Source organism: Stenotrophomonas sp. GW821-FHT09E08 (genome assembly GCF_059416125.1).
Map to the genome: position 1 here is coordinate 149,805 of NZ_JBWKOO010000002.1, position 12,221 is coordinate 162,025.

Annotated in this window: 9 protein-coding genes; 7 read left to right on the forward strand and 2 right to left on the reverse strand. The window is 67.9% G+C overall.

All coding sequences use genetic code 11. The features are described 5' to 3' along the window. Positions 1-3 precede the first annotated feature (3 nt). The 7 genes from AC07M7_RS03150 (at position 4) to tkt (ending at position 9,513) form a co-directional block, all read left to right on the forward strand. Positions 4-933, forward strand: coding sequence for a DUF58 domain-containing protein (locus tag AC07M7_RS03150; protein ID WP_495206706.1), 930 nt, complete (start codon positions 4-6; stop codon positions 931-933). Next, entirely contained in the window at positions 930-1,379 is a 450-nt protein-coding gene (locus AC07M7_RS03155; protein WP_495206707.1) for a DUF4381 family protein, read from the forward strand. The genes AC07M7_RS03150 and AC07M7_RS03155 overlap by 4 nt, the downstream gene beginning before the upstream one ends. After that, positions 1,376-2,380 (forward strand): vWA domain-containing protein, encoded by a 1,005-nt coding sequence (locus AC07M7_RS03160; protein ID WP_495206708.1) that lies wholly within the window; start codon positions 1,376-1,378, stop codon positions 2,378-2,380. Before AC07M7_RS03155 ends, AC07M7_RS03160 begins: the two co-directional genes overlap by 4 nt. After that, positions 2,377-4,212 (forward strand): tetratricopeptide repeat protein, encoded by a 1,836-nt coding sequence (locus AC07M7_RS03165; protein ID WP_495206709.1) that lies wholly within the window; start codon positions 2,377-2,379, stop codon positions 4,210-4,212. Before AC07M7_RS03160 ends, AC07M7_RS03165 begins: the two co-directional genes overlap by 4 nt. Beyond that, positions 4,209-5,924: a BatD family protein gene (locus AC07M7_RS03170; protein WP_046984277.1), complete on the forward strand. Its 1,716-nt coding sequence runs from the start codon at positions 4,209-4,211 to the stop codon at positions 5,922-5,924. Before AC07M7_RS03165 ends, AC07M7_RS03170 begins: the two co-directional genes overlap by 4 nt. A 57-nt stretch (positions 5,925-5,981) precedes the next feature. Continuing rightward, the gene (locus tag AC07M7_RS03175; protein WP_046984276.1) at positions 5,982-7,301 is read left to right on the forward strand and encodes a dicarboxylate/amino acid:cation symporter; all 1,320 of its coding nucleotides are present in this window, start codon (positions 5,982-5,984) and stop codon (positions 7,299-7,301) included. Between the two features lie 214 nt (positions 7,302-7,515). Further along, the gene (gene tkt / locus AC07M7_RS03180; protein WP_495206710.1) at positions 7,516-9,513 is read left to right on the forward strand and encodes a transketolase; all 1,998 of its coding nucleotides are present in this window, start codon (positions 7,516-7,518) and stop codon (positions 9,511-9,513) included. A 93-nt stretch (positions 9,514-9,606) separates the two neighbouring features. On the opposite strand, the gene AC07M7_RS03185 is transcribed toward tkt, so the two are convergent. Continuing rightward, positions 9,607-11,559, reverse strand: a complete 1,953-nt coding sequence (locus tag AC07M7_RS03185; protein WP_428709425.1) for an acetyl-CoA hydrolase/transferase C-terminal domain-containing protein — start codon at positions 11,557-11,559, stop codon at positions 9,607-9,609. A gap of 34 nt (positions 11,560-11,593) precedes the next feature. Next, positions 11,594-12,151, reverse strand: coding sequence for a flavin reductase family protein (locus AC07M7_RS03190; protein WP_495206711.1), 558 nt, complete (start codon positions 12,149-12,151; stop codon positions 11,594-11,596). Between the last annotated feature and the right edge of the window lie 70 nt (positions 12,152-12,221).

The window sequence follows — 12,221 nt, forward strand, 5'->3', positions numbered from 1 at the left end:
CGCATGACCGATCCATCCCTGGAACCCACATCCAACGTCAGCGATGGCGACGGGCTGCGGCCGCAGCTGTCCGAGCTGGTGGCGATGCGCCGCCTTGCGCAGCGGCCCCCGCCGCCGCGCCGTGGCCGCGCCGGCAATGCAGGCCAGGCGCCGTCACCGCTGCGCGGACGTGGCATGGAATATGCCGAGTCACGCGAGTACGTGGCCGGTGACGACGCGCGGCATATCGACTGGCGCGTGACCGCGCGCACCGGCCGTGCCCACACCAAGCTGTTCCAGGCCGAGCGCGAACGGGTCAGCCTGATCGTGGCCGATACTTCACCGGCGTTGTATTTCGGCACCCGCGTACGCTTCAAGTCGGTGCAGGCCGCACGTGCCGGGGCTGTCGCCGCGTGGTCGGCGCAGCGTCGCGGCGACCGCGTGGGTGCCCTGCGTGGCAGTGATCATGAGCCGCCCATCGCACCCGCAGGCGGGCCGCGCGGCGTGCTGCGCGTGCTCGATGCGCTTACCCGCTGGTATGCGCAACCACCCCCGGATGATCTCGGCCTGGAGCGCGCGCTGGATCATGCGGCGCGCGTGCTGCGCCCGGGTGCGCGCATGCTGGTGCTGGCCGATCCGCAGCAGGCCATCCGTATTCCGCCAGCGCGCTGGAGCGCGCTGGCCCAGCATCACGACCTCAGCCTGGTGCTGCTGGTCGATCCGCTGGAGCTGCAGCCGCCATCGGCCGCGCTGCAGTTCCAGACGCTGCAGCAGCGCATTGGCCTCGACCTGCGCCGCAGCGAGGTACAGGCGCATTGGCAGGCCCATTTCGTTGAACCGCTGCAGGAACTGCGGCGTCAGCTCGGTGCGCGCCGTGTCGACGTGCAGGTGCTGTCCACCGATGCGCCCAGCGATGCCTGGCTGGCACCGTCGCCAACCGAGGTGCCGGCATGAGCGCCAACCTGCCGCTGCGCGATGTGCAGCTGCCGCCGCCACCATCATGGTGGCCACCGGCACCGGGCTACCTGATGATCGGCGGCGCGTTGCTGCTGGTACTGCTGGTGGTGGCTGTGCTGTGGTACCGCCGCCGCCGTCGTCACCAGCGCTGGTTGCGGCTGTTCGACCAGGAGTTGGCTGCCAGCCACGACGCCGCTGCGGAATTGGCGGCCATTGCGGGACTGCTGCGTCGTGCCGCCCGCCATGCGCGTCCGGGCAGCGAGTCGCTGCGTGATGAGGCCTGGTGGCAGCGCGTGGATCCGCAGGGCACATTGCCGGAAGCACGCCGAAGCCTGTTGGCCGAAGGTGCCTATCGCCCACGCGTGGACGTCAACGAAGTGGCCGCAATGCGCCGCTGGGCGCGCGAACGCTACCTGGCGCTGCTGCTGGAGCGCCGCCGATGAACGTGCTGGCGAGTTACTGGCCGTGGCCGGACCTGCAGCTGGCGTGGCCGCTGGCGTTGCTGGCGCTGCCGCTGCCATTGCTGATGCATTGGTGGAAACGCCGTGCCGATCCGGGCGCTGCGCTGCGCGTGCCGTATGCGGCCACTGAACTGGAAGCGCTGGCCGGTGGCGGCCGCGTTGATGTGTCGTGGCTGCGCACGCTGCTGCTGTGGCTGGGCTGGTGCGCGCTGTGCGTGGCGTTGGCGCGTCCGCAGCAGTTGGGTGAGGCGATCACGCCGCCGCAGGAAGGCCGGCAGATGATGCTGGCGATGGACGTGTCCGGCAGCATGGGCGAAGGCGATATGGTGCTGGGCGGACAGGCGGTTGATCGCCTCACCGCAGCCAAGGCCGTGCTGGCCGACTTCCTTGACCGTCGAGCTGGCGACCGCATCGGCCTGCTGGTGTTCGGTGACCGCGCTTACACGCTGACGCCACTGACCCCCGACCTTGCCAGCGTGCGCGATCAGCTGCGCGACAGCGTGGTCGGCCTGGCCGGCCGCGAGACGGCCATTGGCGATGCCATCGGCCTGGCGGTGAAGCGGCTGCGCAGCCAACCCGAAGGCCAGCGCGTGCTGATCCTGCTGACCGATGGCGTGAGCAATGCCGGCGTGCTGGAACCGCTGCGTGCGGCGGAAGTGGCGCGCGCCGAAGGCGTGCGCATCCACACCGTTGCCTTTGGCGGTGACGGCAGCATGCGCTTGTTTGGTATTCCCATCTCTGCCGACCAGGATCCGGTCGATGAGGCGACGTTGAAGAAGATCGCCAACATGACCGGCGGCCAGTTCTTCCGCGCACGTGACACCGCACAGCTGGCCGGCATCTATGCCGAGCTGGACCGGTTGGAGCCGATAGCGGCGAAGGGTCCGAGCCTGCGCCCGCGCGAGGAACGCTATGCGTGGCCGCTGGGCCTGGCCTTGCTGCTGGGCGCATTGGCCTGGCTGTGGCCGGAGCGTCGCCGATGATCGCGCTTGCTGCGAATCTTCCTGATTGGAACGCGCTGCACTTCCTGCGTCCGGAATGGCTGTGGGCGTTGCTGGCGCTGCCGCTGATCCTCGCGGTGGCGTTGTACCGGCAGCGGCGCAGCGACGTGTGGCGGCACGCGGTGGATGCGCACCTGCTGCCGCATCTGCTGGCGGCGGGCACGCGCCGTCGTTCGCGCCTGCCGTGGGCGCTGCTGCTGGGCTGGACGCTGGCTGCGTTGGCGATGGCCGGGCCAAGCTGGCGCCAGCAGGCGCAACCGATGTTCCAGGCCAGCGCACCGTTGCTGGTGGTGCTGGACCTGTCCAGCCGGATCACTGCCACCGACCTGCCGCCCTCGCGCCTGCTGCAGGCGCGGGCCAAGGTGGGTGAACTCCTGCGCGCGCGCCAGGGCGGGCAGGTCGGCCTGGTGGTGTACGCCGACGACGCTTACACCGTGGCGCCGCTGACCGATGACGGCAGCAATGTCGCGCTGTATCTGGATGCCTTGTCGCCCGATGTGATGCCACGTGATGGCCAGCGCGCCGACCGTGGCATCGACTGGGCGACCCGGCTGATGCGGCAGATCGGTGCATTGCGCGGGCAGATCCTGCTGGTGACCGACCAGGCCGACGGCGAAGCCGGATTGGCCGCAGCACAGGCCCGCGGTCTGGGCATGCAGGTGTCGGTGCTGGGCCTGGGTACGCCAGCCGGTGCGGCCTATCGGGACGGCAGTGGTCAGATCCGCCAGGCCGCACTGGACGAAGCCAGCCTGCGCGCGGTGGCCACGGCCGGCGGCGGACGCTATGCGCGCATTGCCGCCGATGACAACGATCTGCGTGCGTTGGGCGTGCTCGATGTGCGTGAGGGCACGACGGCGGAACGACCGGGCGAGGGCAGGCAATGGCGTGATGAAGGTTTCTGGCTGCTGCCGCCCCTGATGCTCCTGGCGCTGTTGGCGTTCCGTCGCCGTGCATTGCTGGCTGCCGTACTGGCAGTGGGCCTGCTGCCATGGATGGGCGAGGTGCAGGCGCAGGCGCCGTCGGCCGCCACGCCGCAGCCGATACAGGGCACGCTGTGGAAGCGCAGCGACCAGCTGCAGCATCAGCGCCTGGCCGACGGCGTGCAGGCGTACCGCAATGGCGACTTCGCCAGTGCGCGCAAGCAGTTCGAGGGCATCGACAACGATGCCGGTTGGTACAACCTGGCCAACGCACTGGCACGCCAGGGCAACTACGACGAAGCCATTGCCGCCTACGATCGCGCATTGGCGCTGCATCCGGGCATGGCCGATGCGGTGGCCAACCGTGCGGTGGTCGATGCCGCGCGCAAGCGCAAGTCATCCGGTGGCCAAGGCCAGGATCAGCAGAAGCCACAGCAGAGCGGCCAGCAGAAGCAGAACGATTCGCAGGGCAAGCAGAATCCGCAGGGCCAGCAGCCGCAGCAGGGCCAGCAGAATCCCGGCCAGGGCCAGCCGCAGTCGGGCCAGCAGGGCCAGTCCAAGCCGGGCGACGACAAAACACAGTCAAACCCGCAGCCCGGCGAGCGTGGCCGCGATGGCCAGCAGGCACCGCCGCAGGTGGAAGACGCCAAGGCGCAGGCACAGGCCGATGAACAGCAGCGCCAACGCATGCAGCAGGCGATGCAGCAGGCACGCGAGGGTAAGGCCGACAAGGACGGCAAACCGGTACCGGGCAGCGATGGCGCCACGCCACGCCAGCGCGAGGAGCAACAGGCAGTGGAGGCGTGGATGCGGCGTGTGCCGGATGATCCGGGCGCGTTGCTGCGGGCCAAGTTCCAGCTGGAAAACGAACGCAGGAAGAAGGAAGGGCGATGACGCGGGCGATGAACATGCATGGGCGCTGGCCGCTGCGGGTACTGGCGGCACTGCTGCTGTGGCTGCCGCTGCTGGCGTGGGCGCAGCCGCGCGCCTGGCTCGACCGCGACCGTGTTGCTATGGGCGATACGGTCACCCTCAACGTCGAGAGTGACCAGGGCGCACCCGACTTCAACCCGCTGCGTACCGACTTCGACCTCAGCGGACAGACCAGCAGCCGCCAGGTGGAGTGGAGCAACGGCGCCATGCAGCAGCGCAATCTGTACGGCGTGGCGCTGACACCGCGTCGCAGTGGTGCGCTGGTCATTCCCGGCCTGCAGGTAGGCAGCACGAGGACCGCGCCGCTGACCCTGCAGGTGGACGCCGCCCCCGTCGCCGGTCCGGACAGCAACGCGATGGCCTTCATCGAAACCGTTGTCGATGATCAGACGCCGTACGTGCAGCAGAGCGTAGGCGTGGTGGTGCGGCTGTACTTCGCCTCGCAGCTGGCGTCCGGCGAACTGGTGCTGGATACACCGGCCGGCGCGTCGTTGCAGCGGGTGGGCGACGACCGTACCGACGTGCGCCAGGTCAACGGCCGCCGTTACAACGTGGTCGAGCGGCGCTTCCTGCTGATCCCCGAACGCAGCGGTGCACTGCGGCTGGCCGGTGCGCGCTTCAACGGGCGTAGTGCCGGTGGGTTCTTCGATGATTTCTTCGGCGGCGGCGATGGCCGCATGAATGCCACCGGCGCCGACCGCACCCTGCAGGTGCAGGCCCAGCCGGCACAGGCGCCGCAGCCGTGGCTGCCGCTGCAGAGCCTGCAGCTGCGCTACACCAGCGCGCCGACCAGTGCGCGCAGCGGGGAAGCCGCCAACATCGTGGTCGAAGCGATTGCCGAAGGCGCGACCCGCGCGCAGTTCACCGATCTGCCGGTGCCCGAGGTCGGCAGCAACGCGCAGGTCTTCGCCGAGCCTGCGCAATATGAGGAGACCTTCAACGGCAGCACGCCGCGGCTGAAGATCACCCGCCGCTATTCGATCGTGCCGCGCCAGCCGGGTTCGCTGGTGGTGCCGGGGCCGCGCCTGCCGTGGTGGGACGTGCGCAATGGCAAGGCGCAGGAAGCGCGCCTGCCGGACCTGACGCTTGCCGTCGCAGCGGGCAACGGCGGAAGCAATGCGTCGCCTGCGCCCTTGCCACCGATCGACACCGATGCGGCGCTGCCCGGTGCCGATGGACAGGACAGCCGCATCGCGGCGACCGATCCGCGCGCCAGTGGCCTGTCCGAACGGCCCTGGCCGTGGGTGGGGGCTGTCATCGGCCTGGCGTTGCTGTGGCTGCTGACCCTGCTGTGGGGGTGGCAGCGTGGCCGTCGCCCGCGCGTGGCGGCGCCGGTAGCGGGCCGCTCGGCTGTGCCGGTTGTGGCGAGCGGACGTGCTGGTCTGGCCGAACTGCGCCGCGCGCTGGATGGCGAAGGTTTCGAGCAGGTTGAAGCGCAACTGTGTGCGATGGCCGGTGTCGAACGTATCGAGCAGGTCATCGACCGCCTGGCCGAGCCGGCCCAGCGTCAGGTGCTGCAGGACCTGCAGCAGGCACGCTGGGGCGGGCAGGGCGACCTGGCGTCGCTGCGTACCCGCCTGCGCGAGGCCTTCCGTGACGGACCGCACTGGTCGGCGGCTGCGGGCACCGCTGACACTGGCCTTGCGCCGCTGTATCCGCCACGGCGAACCTGAACCAGCGACGCTTGCGCGCTTTGTTAGAGTGCATTCATTTTTCGAGGAAACCCCCGTATGACAGCAGCTGCTGCCGACAAGAAGAAGTTGCCCCTGCATTGGAAGATGGGCATCGGCTTCGCGATCGGCCTGGTCCTGGGACTGATCGTGCACGCCCTGGGTGGCAGCGTCGATGGTCTGCAGGCCGGTGCCAAATGGGTAATGGACTACATCACCACCCCGGCTTCGGGCCTGTTCCTCAACCTGATCTTCATGCTGATCGTGCCGCTGATCTTCTCGGCGCTGATCATGGGTGTGTCGGAGATGGGCGACATCCGCGCCCTTGGCCGCATCGGCTGGAAGACGCTGGCCTACACCGTGCTGCTGTCTGGCATTGCAGTGGGTATCGGCCTGGTTCTGGTCAACCTGCTCAAGCCCGGTGCCGGCGTCGACCCGCAGGTCGCGGCGATGATGCTGTCGGAGAACGCCGAGCGCAGCAAGGAGATCGTTGCTGGCATCCATGGCACGCCGAAGGGCATGGACATGCTGCTGTCTATCGTGCCGAGCAACGTGCTGCAGGCCGCGTCCGACAATGGCGCGATCCTGTCGCTGATGTTCTTTGCGCTGATGTTCGGCATCGGCATGGTGCTGACCGACAACGAGAAGGTCGCCCCGTTGCGCCGCGCCATCGAAGGCGTGTTCGAAATCTCGATGACCCTGATCAACCTGGTCATCCGCCTGGCGCCGTACGCGGTGGCCTGCTTCATGTTCAACCTGGCCGCACTGTTCGGCTTCGAGCTGATCATCCGCCTGGGCGCCTACGTGGGCGTGGTGGTGCTGGCACTCGGCCTGCACATGGTGGTGACCTACGGTACGGCCGTTTGGCTGTCCGGCCGTTCGCCGCTGTCGTTCTTCCGTGATACCCAGGAAGCCACGGTGATGGCGTTCTCCACCGCCTCCAGCAATGCCACCCTGCCGACCGCGCTGCGCGTGGCCGACCAGATGGGCCTGCCGCAGCGGGTGTCGCGTTTCGTGCTGACCGTGGGTGCCACCGCCAACCAGAACGGCACCGCGCTGTTCGAGGGCGTGACGGTGATCTTCCTGGCCCAGTTCTTTGGCGTGGACCTGAGCATCGGCCAGCAGATCATGGTGATGGCCGTCTGCATCCTCGGTGGCATCGGCACCGCTGGCGTACCGTCCGGCTCGCTGCCGGTGGTGGCGATGATCTGCGCCATGGTCGGCGTGAACCCGCTGGGCATCGGCCTGATCCTGGGCGTGAACCACTTCCTGGACATGTGCCGTACCGCGCTGAACGTCACCGGTGACCTGGCCCTGACCACGCTGGTGGCCAAGGGTGAAGGCCACGACGGCCCGGCGCTGACCCCGCACAAGGACTGATTCGGGAGCCACTGCTGGCGACCTGATCGGGGTCGGATCCCTTTCCGCAAGGAAAGGGATCCGACCCCTTTTCACATGCGGAATCCGGCGGAGATCATGAAGTGCCGGCCAGCGGCCGGCACCTACCAGGCACGTTGGACTGACCCCCGCCCGACGACTATGGGACAATAGGCCGCCCGCACGTCCGCGGCCGCCTCCCGATTCCGACAGAACCATGACGCAGCCTACCCGTCGCCAGTTGGCCAACGCCATCCGCTTCCTTGCCGCCGATGCGGTTGAAACCGCAAAGTCCGGCCACCCCGGCATGCCCATGGGCATGGCCGACATTGCCGAAGTCCTCTGGAACGACTATCTCCGCCATAACCCGAGCAACCCGCACTGGTTCAACCGCGACCGTTTCGTGCTGTCCAACGGCCACGGTTCGATGCTGCAGTACGCGCTGCTGCACCTGAGCGGTTACGACCTGCCGATCGAGCAGCTGAAGCTGTTCCGCCAGCTGGGCAGCCACACCGCCGGTCACCCGGAACGCCACGAGACCCCGGGCGTGGAAACGACCACCGGTCCGCTGGGCCAGGGTTTCGCCAATGCCGTGGGCTTCGCCCTGGCCGAGAAGCTGCTGGCACAGCGCTTCAATCGTCCGGAGCTGGAAGTGGTCGACCACCGCACCTGGGTGTTCATGGGCGATGGCTGCCTGATGGAAGGCGTGTCGCATGAAGCGGCGTCGCTGGCTGGCACCTGGGGCCTGCACAAGCTGGTCTGCTTCTGGGACAACAACCACATCTCCATCGACGGCAACGTCGAGGGCTGGTTCACCGACAACACCCCGGAGCGTTTCGAGGCCTATGGCTGGAACGTGGTGCGTGATGTCGACGGCCACGACCCGGAAAGCATCAAGGCCGGCATCGAGGCCGCGCTGTCGCAGAGCGACAAGCCGACCCTGATCTGCTGCCGTACCACCATTGGTTTTGGTTCGCCGAACAAGGCGGGCAAGGAATCCAGCCACGGCGCACCGCTGGGCAAGGACGAGCTGGAAGCCACCCGCAAGCAGCTGGGCTGGGAATACGGCCCGTTCGAGATCCCGCAGGCGATCTACGACGGTTGGCGAGCCAATGGCGCCGGCACCCTGCGCCAGGCCGAGTGGGAACAGCTGTTCGACAAGTACGCCAGCCAGTACCCGGGCGAAGCCGCCGAGCTGACCCGCCGTTCGCACGGCGACCTGCCGGCCGACTTCGTTGCCAAGGCCGATGCATACATCGCCCAGGTGGCCGCTGAAGGTCCGACGATCGCCTCGCGCAAGGCCTCGCAGCTGGCCATTGAAGCCTTCGCCCCGCTGCTGCCGGAAATCGTCGGCGGCTCGGCCGACCTGGCGCACTCCAACCTGACCCTGTGGAAGGGCAGCAAATCGGTTGCCAGCGACGACGCCAACGCCAACTACGTGTACTACGGCGTGCGCGAGTTCGGCATGACCGCCATTGCCAATGGCCTGGCCCTGCACGGTGGCTTCATTCCGTTCGACGCCACCTTCCTGGTGTTCAGCGACTACGCCCGCAACGGCGTGCGCATGAGCGCGCTGATCCCGGCCCACGCCATCCACGTCTACACCCACGACTCGATCGGCCTGGGCGAAGACGGCCCGACCCACCAGCCGGTGGAGCACCTGGCCTCGCTGCGCTACATCCCGAACAACGACGTGTGGCGTCCGTGCGATGCGGTCGAGTCGGCGGTGAGCTGGAAGGCCGCGATCACCCGCCAGGATGGCCCGAGCTGCCTGGTGTTCAGCCGCCAGAACCTGCCGCACCAGCCACGCAACGCCGAGCAGATCGCCCAGATCGAGCGCGGTGGTTACGTGCTGGCCGATGCCGCCGGTACCCCGGACGTGATCCTGATCGCCACCGGTTCGGAAGTCTCGCTGGCCACCGAAGCCAAGGCCCAGCTGGACGCGGCCGGCCTGAAGACCCGCGTGGTCTCGATGCCGTCCACCGATGTGTTCCTGCGCCAGGATGCGGCCTACCGCGAATCGGTGCTGCCGAACGCCGTGCGCAAGCGCGTGGCCGTGGAAGCCGGCGTCACCGGTTTCTGGCGCCAGTTCGTCGGCCTGGACGGTGCGGTGATCGGTATCGACACCTTCGGCGCTTCGGCCCCGGCCGACCAGCTGTACAAGCACTTCGGTATCACCACCGCCCACGTGGTGGAAGCCGCCAAGGCGCTGTAAGCAGCATCGCGGTGCAATGAAGAAAGGCCGGCGAACGCCGGCCTTTCTCTATTGGGTAGCTCCGGGCCTACCGGAAACCTCCGTCCCCTTTTCTCAGGCGGTGCGCGCCAGCGCCAGGCGCAGCAGTCGCGCATCCAGGCGTTCGGCGAAATCCTTCGGCGCCTGCAGGCCCATGCGCTGCAGGTACACGGCATCGCCGTCGCCGGCTGGTTGCCGCAGCGCCGCCCAGACGGTACGCAGCTTGTCGCCGCGGGTCTGCGTGTTGGCCTTCAGCCAGCCCAGCGCCTTCACCAGCACCTGCTCGATTTCGTTGAAGTCGCTGCCCAGCGGATAGTCCGGCAGCGTGCCATCGGCGCGGAACGCTGCCAGCGCCGCGGCCAATGCCTGCGGCGTGTTGCGCTGCTGGCGTTCGGGATCCGCTTGCGTGGTCGCCAGCACTTTGCGCGAGGCGTGTGCCTGCTGCAGCAACCCGCTCTGGAACGGTGCTTCGGTGATCGCAGCCATCGCATGCACGCAGTCCTCGTCGGTCAAGCCGCGCAGATCGGCGATCCCGTATTCGTTGAGGTAGATGTCGCGCAGGTGGCGCGGGATGGTGGTGTGCCCGTAGTTCCAGCGCACGTTGGATTCACGCTGGCCCTTGTCATCGCGCGCGGCGCGGAACATCAGCACGCTGCGGGCTTCCGGCAGCGCATGTGCCATCGCCACGAAGTTGTACTGGCCGCCTACACCGGACACCACACGGCCATCGTCCAGTGCATCCGACACCGCCGCACCCAGCGCGGTGGCCATCATGCAGGAGTTGAAGAAACGCGCGTGCCGGCGCTGCAGGCGTTCCAACGTTTCGTTGCCACCGTACAGCTGGTTGATCTCGCTGATGCGGCGCATGCCGATCGCGCGGCACTCGTCTTCCGGCAGCGTGCGCAGCCATTCGTAGAACTCGGGTGAGCCCAGGTAGAACGCGCCGTGCAGGTACTCGCCTTCGGCGGCGAGGGTGGCGTGATCGATGGACAAGGTGCTGCCGTTCTCGATGCGTTGCATCAGCGCCAGGTCGTCGTGCACCTTGCGCTTGATCACGCCTGTCTGCACCAGCCGGCGGAAGCCCTCGTTGAGCATCTCGCTGCAGCCGTACAGGCCGACTTCGAACGGTTCCAGTCCGCCGACTTCCTGCACCAGCGGGTGGCTGGCCAGCTGCGGATCCAGCGCATGCAGCACGCGCCGGTAGCGCGCGTTGTCGGTGTGGCGCAGCACCAGCGCATGGCTGAGCGCGTCGGCCAGCGTGCCGATGCCGATCTGCAGCGTGCCGCCATCGCGCACCAGCGTGCTGGCATACAGGCCGATGGCGTAGTCGGCGTCGCCGACCGGCTGCCGCGGCAGGCCGAACAGCGCCGGGTACGGCGGTGGCGGGGTGATCACCAGATCGAAGAACGACACATCGACCGTGGCCGAGCCGCCCAGGTAGGGCAACTGCGGATCGATCTCGGCGACCAGCAGCGGGCGCGGCAGGCCTCGCGCGGCAATCGCATCCAGCGTGTCCTGGGTGATGTCGTTGTTGCACGACAGCGAGAGCCGCCGGTCGTCCGGTCGCATTGCGACCTTCTGCACGATTACCTGCGGCGCGCGTTGGGCCACGGCATCGGCGGCGTGGGTGTAGTTCAGGCTGGTATAGCTGGATTGCGCCTGCCGCGAGCCGAGCAGGGCGCCGGACTGCATGTAGAACTCTTCCACCTGCACATGTGCCGGCAGCGCATCGCGGGCGATCGCATCGGCATAGGCCAGGCGTGGGAAATCGTCGCCGAAATGGCGCTGCGCGAACGGTGCCATGAAGCGCGCTTCCAGGCCATTGCCGCGTGCCTTCGGCGGGTTCAGCGAGAGCGCGGTATACAGCTGCAACGGTCGCGACGGGTCATGTTCGACGCGTGCGTACAGCGCATTGAGCAGCCGATGCGGCTTGCCCAGTGCCAGCGGTGCCCCGATCCGCAGCGGCCCGTCCACGCGCGCAAACAACCAGTCGACGGCGGCGTCCAGGTCGGTGAGGTGTTCGGTCATGCGCGGCGGTCCTGCGAGTGGGGGAGTGCTGGCATTACATCATGTCGGGCTTGAACCGCCGTCGACGCGAGACTTCGGCGCCAGACACCATGAACTGCCCATCGCCCCGGTAATGCACCGTGCGCGGCAGCTTTGGGCGTGGTGCAACATGGGCCCGCACGATTTCCCAGATGAACAGGTTGCTTGATTCCACTTGGCTATCGTCGTAGAGGCGGCATTCGAAGCACGAATGACATTGCCCGACCAGAGGTGCACCGACCTCGCGCGCGGGCTGTGCATCGAGCCCGAAGTGGGCGAACTTGTCGACCGCGCGGCCACTGCAGTTGCCGATGTCCACCACGGTATCGAGCAGTTCCACCCCCGGCACATTGATCACGCATTCGCCGCTGCCGCGCGCCAGTGAATGGCTGTGGTTCTCGTTCCACAGGTAGGTGGCGACCAGCGAAGGCGAGAAGCCCATCACCATGTGCCAGCCCATCGTCATCAGGTTGCGCTGGCCGCGCCACGCCGTGCTGACCAGCACGATCGGGCCGGGTTCGAGGAAGCGGCGGGCCTGCTCGACCGGGACATCCTTCTTGGGCAGCGCTTTCATCCGAGGCCTGGGGCGGGAGGTATCGATGCTGGCGCAGGTGCGATGAACCTGGAGTCGAGGGGCTTGACAG